Here is a 20765-nt window from a genome sequence, read left to right as displayed (position 1 = left end):
TCGTAACTCGTTGAATCTCAAGGAGTTTTCCGTTTCGACTGCGCCGGAAGTGGGGCGAATTATAGAGACATTAAACTCGCCGTCAACACTTATTTTCAGGTTTATTCGGATTTAAGTGTAATGCGCGCAAAAGCCTTCTTGCCAGCCTGACAGACATAGGTAGAACCCAGCACGCATATAAAGGCACGATCCACTACTTGACCATCTACGCGCACACCGCCAGACCCGAGAAGATCGCGAGCCGCGGCGGAGTTCTTCACCAGCCCTGCCTTATTAAGGACAGCAGCAATCGGCATATCTTCATCCGCCACCAGCTCAACCTCGGGCAGGTCATCCGGAAGCTCGCCATCCTTCATACGGTTACCGGCAGCACGATGAGCATTCGCAGCAGCTTCTTCGCCATGGAAACGCGCCACGATCTCTTCGGCCAGCTTGATCTTGATATCACGCGGGTTGGCACCAGCCTCCACGTCAGCCCGGAATGCATTGATTTCATCCATCGAGCGGAAGCTGAGCAGTTCGAAATAGCGCCACATCAAGGCATCGGGGATGGAAACCAGCTTGCTGTACATCACTCCCGGTGCTTCCTGGATACCTACATAGTTACCCAGGGACTTGGACATCTTCTTGACGCCATCCAGCCCTTCAAGCAAAGGCATCGTCAGGATGCACTGCGCTTCCTGGCCATAACTACGCTGCAGCTCACGCCCCATCAGCAAGTTGAACTTCTGATCGGTACCACCCAACTCGACGTCGGCACGCAGGGCTACCGAGTCGTAGCCTTGCACCAGCGGATAGAGGAACTCGTGAATGGCGATCGGTTGATTGGTGGAGTAGCGCTTGTCGAAGTCATCTCGCTCCAGCATGCGCGCAACCGTGTACTGGGAAGTCAGGCGAATAAAGTCCGCCGGCCCCATCTTGTCCATCCAGGTTGAGTTGAATGCCACTTCGGTCTTGGCGGGATCCAGGATCTTGAAGACCTGGTTCTTGTAGGTTTCGGCGTTATCCAGAACCTGCTCGCGAGTCAGCGGTGGCCGAGTAGCGCTCTTGCCACTTGGATCACCGATCATCCCGGTGAAGTCGCCGATCAGGAAGATCACCTTGTGCCCCAGCTCCTGGAACTGGCGCAGCTTATTAATAAGCACTGTATGACCGAGATGCAGGTCCGGGGCAGTCGGGTCGAAGCCTGCCTTGATACGTAGCGGCTCGCCACGCTTGAGCTTCTCGATCAGCTCGGACTCGACCAACAACTCTTCCGCACCACGTTTGATCAGCGCTAGCTGTTCTTCAACCGACTTCATAACAGACCCGCAAGGCTCAGATTCAAAAAGGAACCAACCATACAAGATCACGGACTAATTACAAGTTTTGCCCGGCGTACGGATACATCGGGAGACGGGAGTGTCCGTACGCTTGCGTCACAGATGATTTGGTTATATTTTATACAGTTATTTCATCTTCATCATGTCATTCATCTTTTCCATTTCATCTTTTCAAAGTCAAATTACCTATGAGCACCGAACCGCCTAAAGCGCCACCGCTTTATCCGAAGAGCCACCTGCTCGCCGCCAGCGGCATAGCAGCCCTCCTCAGTCTGGCCTTGCTGGTATTTCCTTCCAGCGATGTCGAGGCAAAGAAAACGACATTGAGTCTTGATCTGGAAAGTCCGATCGAGCAACTGCGACAAGATCAAGACGCTGCATCCGTCGAGCAAGCCACAAACGAGGCGGTTGCATCGCCATTTGCGCAGATCGACGACGCAGCCCAAGCCCCCACCGAAACGGCCGAAAGCGAGCCAGCCCCTCCCATCGCGGAAGAACCCAAGGCTCCAGGACATCGAGAAGTCATAGTCGCGAAGGGTGACACCCTCTCGACCCTGTTCGAGAAGGTCGGCCTGCCAGCCACGGCTGTCCATGAGGTGCTGGCCAGCGACAAGCAAGCCAAGCAATTCTCCCAGCTCAAGCACGGCCAAAAGCTCGAGTTCGAACTCTCGCCCGACGGCCAGTTGAACAAGCTTCACAGCAAGGTCAGCGACCTTGAGACCATCACCCTGACCAAGGGCGCCAAAGGCTTCTCCTTCGCCAAGGTCACCACCAAGCCGGTAGTTCGCTCAGCCTATGTCCACGGGATCATCAACAGTTCCCTGTCGCAATCCGCTGCCCGCGCCGGCCTTTCCCATAGCCTGACCATGGATATGGCCAACGTCTTCGGTTATGACATCGACTTCGCTCAGGACATTCGCCAAGGCGATGAGTTCGATGTGATCTACGAGCAGAAGGTGGTCAACGGCAAGGTGGTGGGCACCGGCAATATCCTCTCCGCGCGCTTCACCAACCGCGGCAAGACCTACACCGCCGTGCGCTACACCAACAAGCAAGGCTCCAGCAGCTACTACACCGCAGACGGCAACAGCATGCGCAAGGCGTTCATCCGCACCCCTGTGGACTTCGCCCGTATCAGCTCGCGCTTCTCCGCCGGCCGCAAGCATCCCATCCTGAACAAGATCCGCGCCCACAAAGGGGTCGACTATGCCGCGCCACGAGGCACGCCAATCAAGGCCGCCGGCGATGGCAAGGTCCTGCTGGCAGGTCGTCGCGGGGGTTACGGCAACACCGTGATCATCCAGCACGGCAATACCTACCGCACCCTTTACGGCCACATGCAAGGCTTTGCCAAAGGCGTCAAGACCGGCGGCTCTGTGAAACAGGGTCAAGTGATCGGCTATATCGGCACCACCGGCCTGTCCACTGGACCGCACCTGCATTATGAGTTCCAGGTCAACGGCGTCCACGTCGACCCTCTGGGCCAGAAGCTGCCCATGGCCGACCCGATCGCCAAAGCCGAGCGCGCGCGCTTCCTTCAGCAGAGCCAGCCGCTGATGGCCCGCATGGACCAGGAAAAGGCCACGATGCTGGCCTCGAGCAAGCGCTGAGCCATGGCGCTTTATATAGGAGTGATGTCCGGGACCAGTCTTGATGGCCTGGACATCGCCCTGATCGAGCAGAGCCCGGCGATCAAACTGGTCGCCACCCACTACATTCCCATGCCCTCTTCCTTGCGCGCCGAGCTCCTGAGCTTGTGCGCCAGCGGTCCCGATGAGATCGCCCGATCCGCCATCGCCCAGCAGCACTGGGTTCAACTGGCGGCCGAGGGCATCCGGGCCCTGCTGCGACAACAGCAGTTGCAGGCCCTGGATATCCGGGCCATCGGTAGCCATGGGCAAACCGTACGCCATGAGCCGAGCCGCGGCTTCACCATCCAAATCGGCAACCCAGCGCTGCTTACCGAGCTCACTGGAATCACCGTCGTCAGTGATTTCCGTAGCCGTGACGTAGCAGCGGGCGGGCAAGGCGCCCCCTTGGTCCCGGCATTTCATGAAGCGCTGTTCGAGCAGCGCTCGGGCAACCGGGCAGTCCTGAACGTGGGCGGTTTCAGCAACCTGAGCCTGATCGAAACCGCCAAGCCAGTCGCCGGCTTCGACTGCGGACCAGGCAACGTACTGCTCGATGCCTGGATCCAGTTGCAGCGCGGAGAGAGTTTCGATCGCGGCGGCCAATGGGCTGCCAGTGGCCAGGTCGATCCATTGCTCTTGAAGACCCTGCTCAGCGACTCGTTCTTCGCCACTCGCGGGCCAAAGAGTACGGGACGCGAAGTCTTCAACCTCCCATGGTTGCAGCAGCAATTGGCGCAGCACCAGACCATCACCGCCGAGGATGTCCAGGCCACGCTGCTGGAATTGACCGCACAGACCATTGTCGAGTCCCTGCAATCTGCCCAGGACTCCACTCAGGAGTTGCTGGTATGTGGCGGCGGCGCTCACAACACCGCCCTGATGCAACGCCTGGCGACCCTGCTACCCGCAACCCAGGTCAACAGCACCGCAATTTATGGCGTGGATCCGGACTGGGTAGAGGCCATGGCCTTCGCCTGGCTGGCCCATTGCTGCCTGGAGGGAATTGCCGGCAACCGCCCTAGCGTTACAGGTGCACGCGGCCCACGCATCCTCGGTGCTATCTATCCCACCTGAACACCAGACAGCAGAACGCCGCAGGGTCATGGACCACTGCGGCGCTCTAAAACGGCTCTTGCTGATCGATCAGATCGAGAACGACGATCCACAACCACAGGTAGTGGTGGCATTAGGGTTCTTGATCACGAAACGCGAACCTTCCAGGCCTTCCTGGTAGTCCACCTCAGCACCTGCCAGGTACTGGAAACTCATGGGGTCGACAACCAGGCTCACACCTTCGCGCTCAACGATGGTGTCATCCTCGGCCACTTCTTCATCGAAGGTGAAACCGTACTGGAACCCCGAACAACCGCCGCCCGTAACGAATACGCGCAGCTTCAAGCGATCATTACCCTCTTCATCGACCAGGGTCTTCACCTTGTGCGCTGCACCTTGAGTGAATTGCAAAGCCGTGGGGGTGAAGGATTCAACGCTCATGCTGACTATCTCCCGGCGTTACGCCGCCATACTGCGTGATGACGCGCATTATCCGCTTCTCCCAGAAAAGCGGTCAACTATTGTTACGGTATATCAATAGTCGTACAGCAATGCCCAGAACGCAAAAAGGCCCGTCAAACGGGCCTTTTCTCAAACGCAACAACTCCCCTAAGGCAGCATGCCCGCATGGGACAGGCCCAGGCGCTCATCCAGGCCGAACAGGATGTTGAGGTTCTGGACGGCCTGGCCGGAAGCGCCCTTGACCAGGTTGTCGATCACCGACAGCACCACCACCAGGTCATCACCTTGCGGCCGGTGCACGGCAATCCGGCAGACGTTGGCACCACGCACGCTACGAGTCTCGGGGTGGCTCCCTGCCGGCATGACATCGACGAACGGCTCGTTGGCATAGCGTTTCTCGAACAGCGCCTGCAGATCGACCGACTTGTCCACGACTGTGGCATAGAGCGTGGAGTGGATACCCCGGATCATTGGCGTCAGGTGCGGCACGAAGGTCAAGCCGACATCCTTGCCCGCCGCCCGGCGCAGGCCCTGGCGGATTTCCGGCAGGTGGCGGTGCCCCTTGACCGCATAGGCCTTCATGCTCTCGGAGGTTTCCGAATACAGCGAGCCCACGCTGGCACCACGGCCTGCACCGCTGACACCGGACTTGCAGTCGGCAATCAGACGGGACGTATCAGCCAGGCCAGCCTCCAGCAGCGGCAGGAAGCCCAGCTGGGTCGCCGTCGGATAGCAGCCCGGAACCGCAATCAGGCGCGCCTGCTTGATCTTCTCGCGATTGACCTCCGGCAAACCGTAGACCGCTTCGTCCAGCAGCTCGGCAGCACCGTGGGGCTGGCCATACCACTTGGCCCACTCATCGGCGTCCTGCAGGCGAAAGTCCGCCGACAGGTCGATGACCTTGGTCCCGGCAGCCAGCAGCTCGCCAGCCAGCGCATGGGCCACGCCGTGGGGGGTGGCGAAAAACACCACGTCGCAGGCGCCGAGGGTCTTGATATCCGGCACGCTGAAAGACAGGCCGTCATAGTGGCCACGCAGGTTCGGATACATGTCGGCTACGGCCAGGCCCGCCTCGGATCGCGAGGTGATGACCTCTACCCGCGCCTGTGGGTGCTGTGCCAGCAGACGCAATAGCTCGACCCCGGTGTAACCCGTGCCGCCGACGATACCGACCTTGACCATAAACCTTGCCCTCAACGAACCCACTGGAAAGCTGCCGATAATAGGGGCGGCAACCCCCTGCGACAACCGTCAAGGTGACGTATGGACGCTCTAGCCTCTACTATCGCGCCACCGTGAATCTGGGGGATAACCAAAAATGCTCTATCTATGGCTCAAGGCCTTTCATATCGTCAGCGTGGTCTGCTGGTTCGCCGGCCTGTTCTACCTGCCGCGCCTGTTCGTCTATCACGCCCAAAGCGAGGACAGCATCAGTCGCGAGCGTTTCTGCGTCATGGAGCGCAAGCTCTATCGCTTCATCATGGGCCCGGCAATGATCGCAGCGCTGGTCTTCGGCATCGGGCTGATCAGCCTCAATCCCGGTGCCTACTTCAGCCAGGGCGGCTGGATGCACGCCAAGCTCACCCTGGTAGTGATACTGATCGGCTACCACCACATGTGCGGCGCCCAGGTGAAACGCTTCGCCCGTGGCGAAAACGCCCGCAGCCATGTCTTTTATCGCTGGTTCAATGAAGTACCGGTTCTGTTATTGCTGGCTATTGTAATTCTGGTCGTCGTACGACCGTTCTAACTCTATCTAGCTGCTTTCCCGGGGGTATACCGATGTCTCTGCCCGCTTTGCTCGAACAACGCTTGCGCCTGCCCGTCGTGGCGGCACCGATGTTCCTGATCTCCAATCCAGAACTGGTCCTGGCCTGCTGTCGCAACGGCGTGGTCGGCAGCTTTCCGGCGCTCAACCAGCGTGAAAGCAGTGGGTTCAAGGCCTGGCTGGAAGAGATCGAAGCGGGCCTGGCCAACCTGGAGAATCCTGCGCCCTATGCCGTGAACCTGATCGTGCACAACAGCAACCCGCGATTGCAGGCCGATCTGCAGATCTGCATCGAGCACAAGGTACCGATCGTCATCACCAGCCTGGGGGCGGTCAAGGAAGTGGTGGATGCCGTACACAGCTACGGCGGCCTGGTATTCCATGACGTGACCACTCGCCGCCATGCGGAAAAAGCCGCCGAGGCCGGCGTCGATGGACTGATCGCCGTCGCTGCGGGAGCCGGTGGCCATGCCGGGACCTGGAGCCCGTTCTCGCTGGTCGCCGAGATCCGCCAGTTCTTCGACAAGACCCTGCTGCTGGCCGGCTGCCTGAACCACGGGCATGAGATTCTCGCCGCCCAGGTGCTGGGCGCCGACCTCGCCTACCTCGGCACCCGTTTCATCGCCACCAGCGAAAGCCACGCGCCCCAAGCCTACAAGGACATGCTCCTGGGCTCCCATGCCGCCGATATCGTGCACACCGCCGCCGTATCCGGAGTGCCCGCCAGCTTCATGCGCCAGAGCCTGGAGAACGCCGGCTTCGACATGGCTGCCCTGCAAGGCAAGGGCGACGTCAACTTCGGGGCCAAGCTCAAACCCATCAGCGACGAGGCCAAGGCCTGGAAAACCGTCTGGTCCGCCGGCCAGGGCGTTGGCGAGATCGACGACCTGCCCGGCATCGACCAGTTGATCGAGCGCCTGGACAAGGAGTACCGCCGGGCCCAGGAACGTTGTGCCCAGCTACCCAAACGCTGGGCACGATAACCAGTTCTCATAGTTTTTTGGCCAGCCGGGGGGCGCTGGCCTTAAACTACGCGACTTTATGTAAGCCTTCATTTCAAGTGACAGGGAAGCCCCCATGAGCGAGATCCGCTACAAAATCGTCTTCGACGGCACTTTGCTGCCCGGTGTCGAAAAGTCCACCGCGCAACTGAACCTCGCAGAACTGTTCAAGACCGATACCGCAGCAGTGGAGCGTCTGTTCAGCGGCCAACCGGTCGAACTCAAGCGCGACCTGACCCAGGCCGATGCCCAGCGCTATCTCGAAGCCCTGAAAAACGCTGGCCTCGATGCCCGGATCGAAGCCGAACCAGGCCTGGAGCTGAACCTGGAGGCCGTAACCCCGGCCGCACCGCGCCCAGCCAGCGTCGCGGATTCGCCTTACGCACCGCCACAGGCCACCGTCGGCGACGCCGTTCCCCAATACGCGACACTCAACGTCTTCAGCTTCGAAGGACGTATCGGCCGCCTGCGCTACCTGGCCTGGACCCTGGTGCTGACCGTGGCCCTGTTGGCGGTGATCGGCGCCGGAGCCTTGTTCGGCGTCATTACCACAGCAGTCCTCAACTCCACGCTGCTCATGGGCCTGGGAATTCTCGCCGGCGCCGTGGTGTTCATCGGCTTCATCGTCGTCAGCATCCAGATCAGCGTACAGCGCCTGCATGACCTGGGCTGGTCGGGCTGGCTGTGGCTGCTGAACTTCGTACCCATCGTCGGCAGCGTCTTCCCCCTGGTGCTGATGGTCAGCCCCGGCAGCAACGTGGCCAACCGCTATGGCGCCCCACCGCCACCCAACACCACTGCGGTCAAGGTCCTGTCCTGGATGTGGGTGGTGCTGCTGGTCGCGATCATCATCGGCATGGTCGCTGGCGGCCTGAGCTCCCTGGAAGACCGCTACAGCGAAACCAGCTACAGCGAATCCTACGACTCCAGCAGCGACGAGGCCGAAAGCGCTGCCGATGCCGCGGCCGCAGCGGCTGAAGCCGCCGATGCAGCGAGCACTGTAGAATCCGAGGAAGAATAAACGCGTCCGAGCCTGCGACCCTTCCCGTCGCGGGCCGTCGGCCGTTGCGATGGAGAACTGCATGACCCGTTACGCTCTGATCACCGGTGCTTCCAGCGGCATAGGCCTGGCCATGGCCGAAGCCCTGGCCCGGCGTGGCCGCAACCTGCTACTGGTGGCCCGCCAGCGTGATCAGCTGGAAAGCATCGCCCTGGAACTGACCCAGCGCTTCGGCGTCGAGGTCCTGTTCCGCGCCTGCGACCTGGGCGAGCCCCTGAGGCTGTCCGGGTTCCTGCTGGAGCTGGAGGAAGGTGACCGGCAGATCGACCTTTTGGTCAACTGCGCCGGCATCGGCACCAGCGGGCCGTTCCTGGCTCAGGACTGGATGACCGAGCAGGACCTGATCGAAGTCAACATCCTCGCCCTCACCCGCCTGTGCCATGCCCTGGGCAACAGCATGGCGTTGCTGGGCGGCGGGCAGATCCTCAATGTCGCTTCGGTGGCCGCTTTCCACCCCGGCCCCTGGATGAGCACCTACTACGCCAGCAAGGCCTATGTACTGCATTTCTCCGAAGGGCTGCGCGAAGAACTGAAAAAATGCGCGGTCAAGGTCTCGGTACTCTGCCCCGGGCCGACCCGGACCGCCTTCTTCCAGAACGCCCAGATGGACACCCGCAAGGTCGACGGCAGCAAGTGGCTCATGAGTCCCGAGGAAGTGGCGCTGTATACCGTCCGAGCCCTGGAGAAGAACCGCGCCATCATCATTCCCGGGCGCCTGAACCGCTGGATGGCCCAGCTTGGCCGCCTGAGTTCACGCTGGTTGACCCGCAAGATCGTCGGCTACGTCAACCGGGCCTACTGCCCACGCTAGACACCCCGTCGGGGCTGGGCGCAGGGCTTGCGCCTGAGTACACTCAGCCCGGACCAACCAATGGAGAAACAGCTGTGGATACTCTGTTCACCAAGATCATCAACAGAGAAATACCCGCGAAGATCATCTACGAGGACGACCAGGTCCTGGCCTTCCACGACATTGCCCCGCAAGCGCCGGTGCACTTCCTGGTGATCCCGAAGAAACCCATCCGGACCCTCAACGACCTCACCGAGGACGACAAGGCCCTGGCCGGACACATCCTGTTCACCGCCCAGCGCCTGGCCAGGGAGCAAGGCTGCGAGGATGGCTTCCGAGTGGTGATGAACTGCAATGAGATGGGCGGCCAGACCGTCTACCACATTCACATGCACGTCCTGGGTCAGCGCCAGATGAACTGGCCTCCGGGCTGATCGAACATCCCCTCTTCCAGCGCCCTTGCGCCCGCCCCGGGCGAAGGTGCGCTGATCCAGCGCAGGTTTCACCCCATCGATTGGAGTAAACTGGTCGCCGTGATTCTTCCCGGAGATAAGCATGACTACCCAACGTCACTACTCGCCGATCGACCGCCTGCTGCTGCAAGCCGATATGGCCATGCGCACGCTGCTGCCGTTCAGCGGCCAACCTTATCGCCCGTCGCCGGCCATCGTGCAGCCGGAAGCGCAGATGAGTGACGAGGACACCCGGCACGTGGCCGGCCTGATGCGCATCAACCATACCGGGGAAGTCTGTGCCCAGGCGCTGTACCAGGGCCAGGCCCTGACCGCCAAGTTGCCCGAGGTGCGCCAGGCCATGGAGCACGCGGCCGAAGAAGAAATCGACCACCTGGCCTGGTGCGAGCAACGCATCCGCCAGTTGGGCAGTCATCCCAGCGTACTCAATCCGCTGTTCTACGGGCTGTCGTTCGGTATCGGCGCCGCCGCCGGGCTGATCAGCGACAAGGTCAGCCTAGGGTTCGTCGCCGCCACCGAGGACCAGGTCTGCAAGCACCTGAACGACCACCTGGAGCAATTGCCGCCCGAGGACGAAAAATCCCGGGCCATCCTCGAGCAGATGCGCATCGACGAAGAACACCATGCCGAGACCGCCCTCGAAGCGGGCGGCTTCCGCTTCCCGGCACCGGTGAAATTCGGCATGAGCCTGCTGGCCAAGGTCATGACCAAGAGCACCTACCGGATCTGAAAGCGAAACAAGAAGGGCGCCCCCAGGGCGCCCTTTTCTTTTGCCGCTGCCTGGGTTCAGCCCAGCTCGACGATCTCGTAGTCATGGGTAATGGCCACGCCGGCGGCGCCGAGCATGATCGAGGCCGAGCAGTACTTCTCGGCGGACAGCTCCACGGCGCGCTTGACCTGGGCTTCCTTCAAGCCACGGCCCTTGACCACGAAGTGCAGGTGGATCTTGGTGAAGACCTTGGGATCTTCACTGGCACGCTCGGCCTCCAGGAAGGCCTCGCAGCTCTCGACCGCCTGGCGGGACTTTTTCAGGATGCTGACCACATCGAAGTTACTGCAACCGCCCACGCCCAACAGGAGCATTTCCATGGGACGCACACCCAGGTTGCGCCCACCGGCCTCAGGCGGACCATCCATCACCACCACGTGGCCACTGCCCGACTCACCGAGGAACATGGCCTCGCCAGCCCATTGGATGCGTGCCTTCATCGCCCAGACTCCACTGCTTTTAAAAAAGGGTCGCCAGCTTAGCACAGGGGTTTGGACTCGCAGCGAGCGGCATCTTGATGCCAAAAGCGACCCACCTGTAAGAAAATTCTTAAATCTGCCTGGGATGTGTCTGTTAAGCTGACGCCAAATGAATGGCGCATCGCCAGCTTTATGCGCCGATGCTTTCCGCCCCATAAGAAAACCACCCCATACCGTGCAGGCTTTCCGGGATACAACCATGGTTGCTATTGCCCCAACTCCCAAGATCAAACACCTCGACAAGCTGCTGGTGCACTGTCAGCGCCGTCGCTACCAGGCCAAGAGCAACATCATCTGCGCCGGTGACGTAGCAGACAGCCTGTACTTCATCATCAAGGGTTCGGTGACCATCCTCATCGAAGACGATGATGGCCGGGAGATGATCATCGCCTACCTCAACGCCGGGGACTTCTTCGGCGAACTGGGGCTGTTCGAGGACGCGGGACACGAGCAACTGCGTAGCGCCTGGGTCCGGGCCAAGGTGGAATGCGAAGTGGCCGAGATCAGCTACGCCAAGTTCCGCGAGTTGTCGCAGAGCGATCCGGACATCCTCTATGCGCTCAGCGGCCAGATCGCCCAACGCCTGCGCGACACCACTCGCAAAGTGGGCGACCTGGCCTTCTTCGATGTGACCGGGCGTGTCGCCCGTTGCCTGCTGGAACTGTGCAAGCAGCCGGACGCCATGACCCATCCGGACGGTATGCAGATCAAGGTCACCCGCCAGGAGATCGGGCGCATCGTCGGCTGCTCCCGGGAAATGGTCGGTCGCGTCCTCAAGGATCTGGAAGAGCGCAACCTGGTGAACGTCAAGGGCAAGACCATGGTGGTCTTCGGTACCCGCTAGCCCGGCAGGAAACTGCCGAGCATCTGTCGATACAGGCTGTCCAGGCGCGCCATGGCATCCGGGGCGGCAAACGCTTCATGCAAGGCGATGTGGCTTTCGGCCCGGCAACGTTGCTCCAGTGCGCAAGCCTGGTTGAAGGTATTGACCGCCCCCACCATGGATTCGCGCTCGTCATCCAGCAGCAGCGCCCCATGCACCAGGCCCACCGGCCGCTGACCACCTTTGCTCTGGCGCCAGCGCTGGGCCGTGCCGACCATCTTGCGGCCATCGAGATTGACGTTGAACCGCCCATCGCAGAAGGCCCCCTCCACTTCCCCCAGCGACGGATTGCCGCCCAGTTCGCTGAGCAGATCGCAGATCGGCTGGCACAGGCGCCGGTAGGCGGTTTCGATCCGGCCCTGGTCGCCTTCGCTGCGCGGCGGGGCATACACCAGCGCGATATTCACCGTGGCCGCCGATTGCGGCACCGGCTCGCCACCGGTTTCTCGCAGCAATACCGGCCAGCCATTGGCTCGCGAGGCCTCGCAGGCCTGTTCGAACCCCGGCAAGCGGCTCAAGCGCCGGGGCATCACCAGCGCCCGGTCACTGGGCTGCCAGAACAGCAGGCCGAATTCCTGGTCACCGGCACAAACCTGGGCCAGCAGATCCTGCTCGGCCTGCAGGCCGGCTTCGACGGTAAGCGCGAGGGGTTGGGTCATGGCAGCGGCAATTCCTTGGCAATCATCATGAAAAAGCCGGCATCGCCGGCTCGTTCATCGTCTCAGGTTCAGTCCAGGGTCGAGCCCGTCACCGGCACGCCACGCTCCGGGAAGAACAGGCGCTGCAACTCGGTGCCCGGGTTCTCGGCCCGCATGAAGGCCTCGCCCACCAGGAACGAATAGACGTCGCTGATCTCCATCAACTCGACATCGGCACGGTTGAGGATGCCGCTCTCGGTAATCACCAGGCGCTCGCGAGGAATCCGCGGCAGCAGGTCGAGGGTGGTTTCCAGATCGACCTCGAAGGTGTGCAGGTTGCGGTTGTTGACCCCGACCAGCGGCGTGTCGAGGGTCTTCAGCGCCCGCTCGAGTTCATCGCCATCGTGCACTTCCACCAGTACATCCAGGCCAACGCCCTTGGCCACCGATGCCAGCTCGGCCATTCGCCCGTCGTCCAGCGCGGCGACGATCAGCAGCACGCAATCGGCGCCCAGGGCCCGGGCCTCGACGATCTGGTAGGGATCGATCATGAAATCCTTGCGGATCACCGGCAGCTTGCACGCCGCGCGCGCCTGCTGCAGGTAGAGGTCGGCACCCTGGAAATAATCCACGTCGGTGAGCACCGACAGGCAAGTGGCGCCGCCCTTCTCATAACTCTTGGCGATATCGGCAGGCACGAAGTCCTCGCGGATCACGCCCTTGCTTGGCGAGGCCTTCTTGATCTCGGCGATCACCGCCGGCTGCTTGAGCTTGACCTGCTCCTGCAGCGCCTTGGCGAACCCACGCGGAGCATCGGCCGCCCGGGCCAGGCTCTCCAGCTCGGCCAGGGTGACGCGCGCGCTGCGCTCGGCAACTTCCTCGACCTTGCGGGCGAGGATATTTTCCAGAACTGTCGGCACACTCATCCTTCATTCTCCTGCTTGAACACCGCGGTAAAGGCTCCCAACTCCTCGAGCTTCTCCCGGGCCAGGCCGGTGTGCAAGGCGTCGTGGGCCAGGGCCACCCCTTCTTTGAGGCTGCTGGCGTGATCCGCAGCATACAAAGCAGCGCCGGCATTGAGCACGATCATCTCGGCGGCCTTCTGGCCATGTTCGGTCTTGCGCCGCCCCAGGGCATCACGGATCAGCTCCAGGGAAGCCGCCGGGCTCTCCACCACCAGGCCGAACAGGCTCTGGCTCTTGATGCCCAGATCTTCCGGCTGCACCCAATACTCGGTGATCTGGTCGTTTTTCAGCTCCGCGACATAAGTCGGCGCCGCCAGGCTGAATTCGTCCAGGCCATCCTGGGAATGCACCACTAGCACATGCTTGCTGCCCATGCGCTGCAGCACTTCGGCCAACGGCCGGCACAGGGCCTGGGTGAACACGCCCACTACCTGGTGCTTCACGCCAGCCGGATTCGTAAGCGGGCCGAGCATGTTGAACAGGGTGCGCAGGCCCAGGTCACGACGCGGGCCGGCGGCATGTTTCATGGCGCCATGGTGGGATTGGGAGAACATGAAGCCAATGCCGACGTTATCGATGCAACGCGCCACCTGGACCGGGGTCAGGTTCAGGTAGACACCCGCCGCTTCCAGCAGGTCGGCGCTGCCGCTCTTGCCGGATACCGCACGGTTGCCATGCTTGGCCACGGTGCAGCCGGCGGCGGAGACCACGAACGCAGAAGCGGTGGACACGTTGAAGATGTTGGCGCCGTCACCGCCGGTGCCGACCACATCCACCACGCCGTCGAGGGTCTTGAGTTCGACCTTGTCGGCCAGCTCACGCATCACCGACACGGCACCGACGATCTCGTCGATGCTTTCGCTCTTCATGCGCATGGCCATCATGAAGGCGCCAATCTGCGCATCGGTGCATTGGCCGGTCATGATCTCGCGCATGACATCGCGCATCTCATCGGTGCTCAGGTCCAGGTGGCCGACGATACGGCTCAGGGCAGTCTTGATATCCATGAAAAGTCCTTAGCGCGTGCCGCCGCTCTGTTTGAGGAAGTTGGCGAACAGCTCGTGGCCCTGCTCGGTGAGGATGGATTCAGGGTGGAATTGCACACCCTCGATGTTCAGTGTCTTGTGCCGCAGCCCCATGATCTCGTCCACGGAGCCGTCGTCCAGTTGGGTCCAGGCGGTGATCTCCAGGCACTCGGGCAGGGTCTCGCGCTTGACCACCAGGGAGTGGTAGCGGGTCACGGTCAGCGGCATGTTCAGGCCGCTGAACACCCCCAGGTCACGGTGGAATACCGGGCTGGTCTTGCCATGCATCACCTGGCGGGCCCGTACTACCTGGCCGCCGAAGGCCTGGCCGATGGACTGGTGGCCCAGGCAGACGCCGAGGATCGGCAGCTTGCCGGCGAAATGCATGATCGCCTCGATGGAAACCCCGGCCTCGGTCGGCGTGCAGGGGCCTGGGGAGACCACGATGCGCTCGGGCTTGAGCGCCTCGATCTCGGCCACGGTCAGTTCGTCATTGCGCACCACCTTCACCTCGGCACCCAGTTCGCCCAGGTACTGCACGACGTTATAGGTAAAGGAGTCGTAGTTATCGATCATCAGCAACATAGGTGGAAACTCCTCAAGCCTTGGATGCGGGGGTTTGTTCAGCCAGTGCCACGGCACGGAACATTGCACGACGCTTGTTCAGCGTCTCTTCCCACTCCAGGGTCGGGACCGAGTCGGCGACGATGCCGCCACCGGCCTGGACATGCAGTTCACCATCCTTGATCACCGCCGTGCGGATGGCGATGGCGGTATCCATGTTGCCGTTCCAGGCGAAGTAGCCCACGGCTCCGCCATAGATCCCGCGCTTGACCGGCTCCAGTTCGTCGATGATTTCCATGGCGCGGATCTTCGGTGCGCCGGACAAGGTGCCCGCCGGCAGGATCGCCCGCAGAGCGTCCATCGCGGTCAGGCCTGCCTTCAGTTGGCCGGTGACGTTGGACACGATATGCATCACGTTGGAATAACGCTCGATGACCATCTTCTCGGTGAGCCGCACCGAGCCGATCTCCGAGACCCGCCCGGTGTCGTTGCGCCCCAGGTCGATCAGCATCAAGTGCTCGGCGATCTCCTTGGCGTCGGACAACAGGTCCTGTTCCAGGGCCAGGTCGGCTTCCTCGGTGGCGCCCCGTGGACGAGTACCGGCGATCGGCCGCACGGTGATCAGGTTGTCCTCGACCCGCACCAGCACCTCCGGCGAACTGCCCACCACGTGGAAGTCGCCGAAGTTGAAGAAGTACATGTAGGGAGTCGGGTTGAAGCAGCGCAAGGCCCGGTACAGGTCGATGGGTGCGGCGTGGAAGTCGATGGACATGCGCTGGGACGGCACCACCTGCATGCAGTCACCGGCCAGGATGTACTCCTTGATGGTGTCCACCGCACGCTCGTAGTCGCCCTGGGTAAAGCTGGAGCGGAATACCGGCTCGGCGGCCGGCGGGCGGTCCAGGTCCAGGCCGCGACGTGGCGTGATCGGCTGGCGCAGCTGCTCGAGCAACTCTTGCAGGCGCGCCTGGCCAGCTTCATAGGCATTGTCCTGGCTCGGATCGGCCAGCACGATGGCGTGCATCTTGCCCGCCAGGTTGTCGAACACCACCACCGCATCGGAAACCATCAGCAGGATGTCCGGTACGCCGATCGGGTCCGGGTTCGGACACTGGCCCAGCCGAGGCTCCACATAACGCACGCAGTCATAGCCGAAATATCCCACCAGGCCACCGTTGAAGCGTGGCAGGCCGGCGATGGTCGGGACGTTGTAGCGCGCCTTGAATTGCTCGACGAAGGCCAACGGGTCGGCCACCTCGTGGCTTTCGATCTCGACGCCGTCGTGGGTCACGCTGACCCGGTAGCCGTGCACCCGCAGGACGGTGCGGCACGGCAAGCCGATGATCGAGTAGCGTCCCCATTTCTCGCCACCCTGCACCGACTCCAGGAGGTAGGAGTTGGGCTGGTCGGCCAGTTTCAGGTAGATCGACAACGGGGTGTCGAAGTCGGCAATGGTCTCGCAGGCCAGCGGGATACGGTTGTAGCCGGCTGCGGCCAGGCGCAGGAATTCTTCGCGAATCATGGGATGCCTCGTGGCTTGAGGGTCTAACAGTCAGGTATGCAAACACGCCGGCAGGGCCGGCCAGACAAAAATCAGGCGCGCCAACGCCAACGGGCCAAGGCCTTGATGACTTTCATCCAGAGTTTGCGAGTGACCACCACGATGGAATTTCCAGAAGGGGATGGGACAGCGTCGGGCAACGTTATCTCAGCGGCAGGTTCTAAGCAACCGGGGATCAGCGCCCGCAAATCGTCGATTACCAGGGCCGGGGACTCCTCGGCAATCGGCCGTCCATGGTTGTAGCCGTAGCTCAGCGCCACGCACTTGACCCCCGCCGCCCGCGCCGCCAGCACGTCGCTACGCGAGTCGCCGACGAACAGCGACTGCGAGGCCGGGATGCTGGCCATCTTCATCACGAAGAACAGCGCCGCCGGGTCGGGCTTCTTCTGCGGCAGGGTATCGCCGCCGATGATCCAGCGGAAATAGCGACCGATGCGCATCTGGTCCAGCAAGGGCGCGACGAAGCGCTCGGGCTTGTTGGTGATCAGCGCCAGCTCCACGCCCTGCTTGTACAACCACTTGAGGGTCTCGCGCGCACCGGGATAGACCACGGTCAGCTCATGGCTACCCTCGTAGGCGGCGTTGAACAGCTCCAGGGCCTGGGTGACTTCGGCATCGTCGATGTCCTGGGGATCCAGGCTGTTGGCCAGGGCCCGGCGCACCAGCATCGGTGCACCATTGCCGACCCACTGGCGCACCGCCTCGATCCCCGCGGGCGGACGGCCCAGCTCGAGCAGCATCTGGTCCACGGCGGCAGCCAGGTCGGGCACCGAGTCGACCAGGGTGCCATCCAGGTCGAACATCACCAGCCGTGGCAGTTTCCCCGAGAACAGCTGCTCGAAGGCACTCATGATCGAGCCAGCGCCAGCTCGGCGCGCATCTTCTCGATCACTTCCTGGTAGTTGGGCGCATTGAAGATCGCCGAACCGGCGACGAAAGTGTCGGCGCCGGCCGCGGCGATCTCGCGGATGTTGCCAACGTTCACGCCACCGTCGATCTCCAGGCGGATGTCCCGGCCGCTAGCGTCGATCAATGCCCGCGCTTCACGCAGCTTGTCCAGGGTGCCGGGAATGAACTTCTGGCCACCGAAGCCCGGGTTGACGCTCATCAGCAGCACCATGTCGACCTTGTCCATCACGTACTTGAGCACGTCCAGCGGGGTCGCCGGGTTGAACACCAGGCCGGCCTTGCAGCCACCCTCGCGGATCATCTGCAGGGAACGGTCCACATGCAGCGTGGCCTCGGGGTGGAAGGTGATGTAGGTGGCACCCGCCTCGATGAAGTCGCCGATGATGCGATCCACCGGGCTGACCATCAGGTGCGCATCGATCGGCGCGGTGATCCCGTACTTGCGCAGCGCAGCGCAGACCATCGGGCCGATGGTCAGGTTCGGCACATAGTGGTTGTCCATGACATCGAAGTGGACGATATCGGCACCGGCGGCCAGGACATTGTCCACTTCCTCGCCCAGGCGGGCGAAGTCGGCGGAAAGAATCGACGGAGCAATAGCGAAGGGCTGCATGACGCACCTTTTTTGAGCGGAATCACGATGGCGCGCATTGTATACCTCATGCTTTGGAGCGCACACCGTCACCGCAATGATCAGTAGGCCGCCCGATAGATCTGCTCGATATCGGCGGGGCTCAGCCGGCGCGGATTGTTGCGCATCAGCCGCTCGATACCGGCGGCCTCCCGGGCCATGGCCGGGATCGCCTCCTCCGGCACGCCGAAACCGCGCAGGCCAGCAGGAATTTCCACGGCGGCGCACAAATCGGCCATGGCCTCTACGGCCCGGTCCGCCGCTTCGCTGGCGCTCAAGCGCGCCGTGCGCACGCCCATGGCGGCGGCGATATCCTGCATGCGCTCGACGCAGGCCATCTTGTTCCAGGTCATGACGTAGGGCAGCAACAAGGCATTGCTGACCCCATGGGACATATGGAAGCGCCCGCCCAACGGATAGGCCAGGGCATGCACCGCCCCTACCCCCGCGTTACCGAAAGCCATGCCGGCCATCAGGCTGGCCGTGGCCATGTCCTCCCGGGCCTCTAGGTTGGCCGGATTGGCGAACGCCTTGGGCAGGGCCCTGGCGATCAGGCGGATGGCCCCCAGGGCCAGGGAATCGGTGATGGGCGAGGCATTGAGCGACAAGTAGGCTTCCACCCCGTGCACCAGGGCGTCGACACCGCTGGCGGCGGTGACATGGCGCGGGCAGGTCAGGGTCATCTGCGGGCTGACCAGCGCCACATCCGGCAGCAGGTAGTCACTGACGATGCCCTTCTTCAACTGTGCGGCCTTGTCGGAAAGGATCGCCACGTTGGTCACCTCCGAGCCGGTGCCGGCGGTGGTGGGAATGGCGATCAGCGGTGGCCCCTTGCGCGGCACCAGGTCGACGCCGAACAGGTCCTCCAGGGCGCCGTGGTAACCGGCATAGGCCGCCACGCTCTTGGCGATATCGATGGCGCTGCCACCGCCCAGGCCGATCAGGCCGTCGTGCCCGCCATCACGATAGACCTGCATGCAGTCCTCGACGATGGCGATTTCCGGATCCGGCCGTACCCGGTCGAAGATCTCGTAGTCGCGCGCCCCCAGGTGGGCCAGCGCCAGCGCCACGGTGCCGGATTCGACCAACGCGGCATCGGTGACGATCAGCGGGTTATCCACATCCAGGCGGGTCAGTTCGGTGGCCAGTTGCTCGATGGCGCTGGTGCCGGTGAGCAGCTTATGGGCGATCTTGAAAGAGGAAATACTCATGCGCGCAGCCTCTTGTATAGAGATGGGAGCCGGCACAAGCGTAGCTGGGGATTGCACAACCGGACCGCCGCGATGCCCGATCGGCATCGCCACGGCCCGTTGCCGGCGGTCCAGGCCTCAGGCCGCCTCGTTCTTCGCCACTGCATGGGCCTTCACCCCGGGTTCCGGCCGAGCCCCTGGCGCCGGGGCGTCAGGACTGTCCAGGTCCTTGGTGAAGGTATTGTCGTTCTCGCCCTTGAAGAAGTTCTTGCCGTAGATCAGCAGGCACAGCACCACGCCGATGGCGAAGCCCCAGCTCGCGCCCTTGATCGCCAATACCGCGCCGATCACCCCGGCGATGCCCAGGTCGCGCTGGCTGCGGGCCTCGAGAATGCCCAGGCGCACGCTGACATAACCCTGGATCAGCAGGGTCAGGGCCAACGCCACCCCGAGGATCGGCTGCACCAGGGTCACCACCGGCAACAGCAGCAAGCCGGTGTTGGTGCCCCAGCGGAACGAACCCATGCCGCCATAGATCGAGCCCATGGCCTTGGGCCCGCCCTTGAAGCGTTCGATGATGACCACCAGCATTGCCGCCCATTTCGGGCCGCACATGGCGATGTCCGGGCCGAAGATGCTCATGAAGGCGTTACGCCCACCGAAGATCAGGTGCGAACGGTCCGGGTCGTAGTCCACCTTCTCGTCCTTGCGGATCTGCCCGGCCTCGTCCAGCAACACCTTGGCGCTCAGCACATCGCCAAAGACGATGATGTACACCGCCAGCATGGTCGGCAGCGCGCTGAGGAACATCGACAGCGGCGGCATGCCCAGGCCGAATACCGTGTAGTTGTTCCACAGGCCGGCGAAGTCCGGTTTGCTCAGGCCCCACTGGATGGTCGGCCACGGCGCTTCGCCGAACAGCGGCGCCAGCACCACCGCCAGCAGGATGATCGGCAGGATCCCCAGCTTGGCGAAGTTCCACCAGAAGCGGCTCTGCAACTTCAACTTGGCGAAGTGCTGGGAAAAGATCAGGTAGAAGGCGATGCCGATGGCGATGGAAATGGTCCAGGGAAAGCTGTCGAACTTGCCGCCCACCTGGAACACCGTGGTCACCGCGCTGAGCCCGGCGCCCATGATGACCCCCGACTTGATCGCCGATGGCACGAACCCCACCACCTTGCGCGCCATGCCGGTAGCGCCCAGGGCAATGGAGAACACCCCGAGCATCAGCTGGAAGGCGATCAGCGCATGGACCCGCTCCGGCCCTACCGGGAACTGTGCGCAGTAAGCCATCAGCAATGGCACCGCCGGGGTGATCCAGCCGGGCACCACCGGGTCGCCCAGCAGATGGTGGGCCAGGTACAACAGGCCATTGAGCATGACCACGGCCAGGGCCATCTCGAAGGGCATGCCGAGGAATTCGGTCATCAACGGGATGGCCGCCAGGTCCACGGCGCACATCAGCAAGCCCTGCAGGTAGTCCGGCAGCTCGAGCTTGTAGTGGATGAACGGCAAGCGCACCTTGAACGGGCCAAGGGCGAAATACGGCGTTTCGTGCCGGGTGTCGGAAGGGGTTGGCATCAACTGCACC

General features: G+C 62.5%; 22 protein-coding genes. 9 read left to right on the top strand and 13 right to left on the bottom strand.

Annotated features, from left to right (window positions below):
* Positions 1-101 precede the first annotated feature (101 nt).
* Positions 102-1301, bottom strand: coding sequence for a tyrosine--tRNA ligase (tyrS, locus tag CAG11_RS27495; RefSeq protein WP_085599168.1), 1200 nt, complete (start codon positions 1299-1301; stop codon positions 102-104).
* Positions 1302-1510: 209 nt separating this feature from the next.
* Between tyrS and CAG11_RS27490 the strand changes: the two genes are divergently transcribed.
* Positions 1511-2932, top strand: coding sequence for a peptidoglycan DD-metalloendopeptidase family protein (locus CAG11_RS27490; protein ID WP_031320628.1), 1422 nt, complete (start codon positions 1511-1513; stop codon positions 2930-2932).
* A gap of 3 nt (positions 2933-2935) precedes the next feature.
* Entirely contained in the window at positions 2936-4027 is a 1092-nt protein-coding gene (locus tag CAG11_RS27485; protein WP_031320629.1) for an anhydro-N-acetylmuramic acid kinase, read from the top strand.
* Between the two features lie 69 nt (positions 4028-4096).
* On the opposite strand, the gene erpA is transcribed toward CAG11_RS27485, so the two are convergent.
* Together erpA and argC are read right to left on the bottom strand one after the other, a co-directional pair.
* Positions 4097-4447, bottom strand: a complete 351-nt coding sequence (erpA, locus tag CAG11_RS27480) for an iron-sulfur cluster insertion protein ErpA (protein WP_011063789.1) — start codon at positions 4445-4447, stop codon at positions 4097-4099.
* Between the two features lie 168 nt (positions 4448-4615).
* Positions 4616-5650, bottom strand: coding sequence for an N-acetyl-gamma-glutamyl-phosphate reductase (argC, locus tag CAG11_RS27475; protein WP_085599166.1), 1035 nt, complete (start codon positions 5648-5650; stop codon positions 4616-4618).
* Between the two features lie 136 nt (positions 5651-5786).
* Here argC and hemJ point away from each other — a divergent pair, with 136 nt between their 5' ends.
* The 6 genes from hemJ to coq7 all read left to right on the top strand — a co-directional run bounded on the left by hemJ (position 5787) and on the right by coq7 (position 10290).
* Positions 5787-6218, top strand: coding sequence for a protoporphyrinogen oxidase HemJ (gene hemJ, locus CAG11_RS27470; RefSeq protein WP_053137565.1), 432 nt, complete (start codon positions 5787-5789; stop codon positions 6216-6218).
* A 32-nt stretch (positions 6219-6250) separates the two neighbouring features.
* A complete protein-coding gene (locus CAG11_RS27465; RefSeq protein WP_085599164.1) occupies positions 6251-7219 on the top strand; it encodes a nitronate monooxygenase family protein in 969 nt (322 codons plus the stop codon).
* A gap of 94 nt (positions 7220-7313) precedes the next feature.
* Positions 7314-8258, top strand: a complete 945-nt coding sequence (locus CAG11_RS27460; RefSeq protein WP_085599162.1) for a DUF805 domain-containing protein — start codon at positions 7314-7316, stop codon at positions 8256-8258.
* 61 nt (positions 8259-8319) lie between these two features.
* Positions 8320-9108, top strand: a complete 789-nt coding sequence (locus CAG11_RS27455) for an SDR family oxidoreductase (protein ID WP_085599160.1) — start codon at positions 8320-8322, stop codon at positions 9106-9108.
* 74 nt (positions 9109-9182) lie between these two features.
* Positions 9183-9521, top strand: coding sequence for a histidine triad nucleotide-binding protein (locus tag CAG11_RS27450; RefSeq protein ID WP_085599158.1), 339 nt, complete (start codon positions 9183-9185; stop codon positions 9519-9521).
* Positions 9522-9642: 121 nt separating this feature from the next.
* A complete protein-coding gene (coq7, locus tag CAG11_RS27445) occupies positions 9643-10290 on the top strand; it encodes a 2-polyprenyl-3-methyl-6-methoxy-1,4-benzoquinone monooxygenase (protein WP_022641396.1) in 648 nt (215 codons plus the stop codon).
* 56 nt (positions 10291-10346) lie between these two features.
* Here coq7 and CAG11_RS27440 read toward each other — a convergent pair whose 3' ends face one another.
* Positions 10347-10769: an OsmC family protein gene (locus CAG11_RS27440; RefSeq protein WP_031320630.1), complete on the bottom strand. Its 423-nt coding sequence runs from the start codon at positions 10767-10769 to the stop codon at positions 10347-10349.
* A gap of 238 nt (positions 10770-11007) precedes the next feature.
* Here CAG11_RS27440 and crp point away from each other — a divergent pair, with 238 nt between their 5' ends.
* Entirely contained in the window at positions 11008-11652 is a 645-nt protein-coding gene (gene crp, locus CAG11_RS27435) for a cAMP-activated global transcriptional regulator CRP (RefSeq protein ID WP_022641398.1), read from the top strand.
* On the opposite strand, the gene CAG11_RS27430 is transcribed toward crp, so the two are convergent.
* The 9 genes from CAG11_RS27430 to CAG11_RS27390 form a co-directional block, all read right to left on the bottom strand.
* The gene (locus tag CAG11_RS27430; RefSeq protein ID WP_022641399.1) at positions 11649-12350 is read right to left on the bottom strand and encodes a lipoate--protein ligase family protein; all 702 of its coding nucleotides are present in this window, start codon (positions 12348-12350) and stop codon (positions 11649-11651) included. The two genes, crp and CAG11_RS27430, sit on opposite strands and share 4 nt — an antisense overlap.
* Before the next feature lie 68 nt (positions 12351-12418).
* The gene (trpC, locus tag CAG11_RS27425) at positions 12419-13255 is read right to left on the bottom strand and encodes an indole-3-glycerol phosphate synthase TrpC (protein ID WP_053137579.1); all 837 of its coding nucleotides are present in this window, start codon (positions 13253-13255) and stop codon (positions 12419-12421) included.
* Complete coding sequence (gene trpD, locus CAG11_RS27420) at positions 13252-14301, bottom strand: anthranilate phosphoribosyltransferase (RefSeq protein WP_022641401.1); 1050 nt, start codon at positions 14299-14301, stop codon at positions 13252-13254. The genes trpC and trpD overlap by 4 nt, the downstream gene beginning before the upstream one ends.
* A 9-nt stretch (positions 14302-14310) precedes the next feature.
* The gene (locus tag CAG11_RS27415; RefSeq protein WP_022641402.1) at positions 14311-14904 is read right to left on the bottom strand and encodes an aminodeoxychorismate/anthranilate synthase component II; all 594 of its coding nucleotides are present in this window, start codon (positions 14902-14904) and stop codon (positions 14311-14313) included.
* Between the two features lie 13 nt (positions 14905-14917).
* Positions 14918-16405 carry an anthranilate synthase component I gene (gene trpE, locus CAG11_RS27410; protein ID WP_022641403.1) on the bottom strand — a complete coding sequence of 496 codons (1488 nt, stop codon included), beginning with the start codon at positions 16403-16405 and terminating at the stop codon, positions 14918-14920.
* A gap of 71 nt (positions 16406-16476) precedes the next feature.
* The gene (locus CAG11_RS27405; protein WP_085599156.1) at positions 16477-17295 is read right to left on the bottom strand and encodes a phosphoglycolate phosphatase; all 819 of its coding nucleotides are present in this window, start codon (positions 17293-17295) and stop codon (positions 16477-16479) included.
* Positions 17292-17966, bottom strand: a complete 675-nt coding sequence (gene rpe / locus CAG11_RS27400) for a ribulose-phosphate 3-epimerase (RefSeq protein WP_022641405.1) — start codon at positions 17964-17966, stop codon at positions 17292-17294. Before rpe ends, CAG11_RS27405 begins: the two co-directional genes overlap by 4 nt.
* Positions 17967-18046: 80 nt before the next feature.
* Positions 18047-19195 (bottom strand): iron-containing alcohol dehydrogenase, encoded by a 1149-nt coding sequence (locus CAG11_RS27395; RefSeq protein ID WP_085599154.1) that lies wholly within the window; start codon positions 19193-19195, stop codon positions 18047-18049.
* A 117-nt stretch (positions 19196-19312) separates the two neighbouring features.
* The gene (locus CAG11_RS27390; RefSeq protein WP_085599152.1) at positions 19313-20755 is read right to left on the bottom strand and encodes a hypothetical protein; all 1443 of its coding nucleotides are present in this window, start codon (positions 20753-20755) and stop codon (positions 19313-19315) included.
* Positions 20756-20765 lie beyond the last annotated feature (10 nt).

It is taken from the genome of Pseudomonas sp. B6(2017) (assembly GCF_002112765.1).
Classification (GTDB): Bacteria; Pseudomonadota; Gammaproteobacteria; order Pseudomonadales; family Pseudomonadaceae; genus Aquipseudomonas; species Aquipseudomonas piscis.
Note: the sequence above shows the minus strand (reverse complement) of the source record. Positions and strands in the feature narration are given on the sequence as shown.

Coding starts and splice junctions, on each gene's coding strand:
- CAG11_RS27405 (WP_085599156.1), bottom strand. CDS start 17,295: ATGAGTGCCTTCGAGCAGCTGTTCTCGGGGAAACTGCCACGGCTGGTG.
- trpD (WP_022641401.1), bottom strand. CDS start 14,301: ATGGATATCAAGACTGCCCTGAGCCGTATCGTCGGCCACCTGGACCTG.
- trpC (WP_053137579.1), bottom strand. CDS start 13,255: ATGAGTGTGCCGACAGTTCTGGAAAATATCCTCGCCCGCAAGGTCGAG.
- CAG11_RS27465 (WP_085599164.1), top strand. CDS start 6,251: ATGTCTCTGCCCGCTTTGCTCGAACAACGCTTGCGCCTGCCCGTCGTG.
- trpE (WP_022641403.1), bottom strand. CDS start 16,405: ATGATTCGCGAAGAATTCCTGCGCCTGGCCGCAGCCGGCTACAACCGT.
- rpe (WP_022641405.1), bottom strand. CDS start 17,966: ATGCAGCCCTTCGCTATTGCTCCGTCGATTCTTTCCGCCGACTTCGCC.
- CAG11_RS27485 (WP_031320629.1), top strand. CDS start 2,936: ATGGCGCTTTATATAGGAGTGATGTCCGGGACCAGTCTTGATGGCCTG.
- CAG11_RS27455 (WP_085599160.1), top strand. CDS start 8,320: ATGACCCGTTACGCTCTGATCACCGGTGCTTCCAGCGGCATAGGCCTG.
- CAG11_RS27430 (WP_022641399.1), bottom strand. CDS start 12,350: ATGACCCAACCCCTCGCGCTTACCGTCGAAGCCGGCCTGCAGGCCGAG.
- argC (WP_085599166.1), bottom strand. CDS start 5,650: ATGGTCAAGGTCGGTATCGTCGGCGGCACGGGTTACACCGGGGTCGAG.
- CAG11_RS27440 (WP_031320630.1), bottom strand. CDS start 10,769: ATGAAGGCACGCATCCAATGGGCTGGCGAGGCCATGTTCCTCGGTGAG.
- CAG11_RS27460 (WP_085599162.1), top strand. CDS start 7,314: ATGAGCGAGATCCGCTACAAAATCGTCTTCGACGGCACTTTGCTGCCC.
- CAG11_RS27395 (WP_085599154.1), bottom strand. CDS start 19,195: ATGAGTATTTCCTCTTTCAAGATCGCCCATAAGCTGCTCACCGGCACC.
- CAG11_RS27415 (WP_022641402.1), bottom strand. CDS start 14,904: ATGTTGCTGATGATCGATAACTACGACTCCTTTACCTATAACGTCGTG.
- coq7 (WP_022641396.1), top strand. CDS start 9,643: ATGACTACCCAACGTCACTACTCGCCGATCGACCGCCTGCTGCTGCAA.
- erpA (WP_011063789.1), bottom strand. CDS start 4,447: ATGAGCGTTGAATCCTTCACCCCCACGGCTTTGCAATTCACTCAAGGT.
- tyrS (WP_085599168.1), bottom strand. CDS start 1,301: ATGAAGTCGGTTGAAGAACAGCTAGCGCTGATCAAACGTGGTGCGGAA.
- CAG11_RS27390 (WP_085599152.1), bottom strand. CDS start 20,755: ATGCCAACCCCTTCCGACACCCGGCACGAAACGCCGTATTTCGCCCTT.
- CAG11_RS27490 (WP_031320628.1), top strand. CDS start 1,511: ATGAGCACCGAACCGCCTAAAGCGCCACCGCTTTATCCGAAGAGCCAC.
- crp (WP_022641398.1), top strand. CDS start 11,008: ATGGTTGCTATTGCCCCAACTCCCAAGATCAAACACCTCGACAAGCTG.
- hemJ (WP_053137565.1), top strand. CDS start 5,787: ATGCTCTATCTATGGCTCAAGGCCTTTCATATCGTCAGCGTGGTCTGC.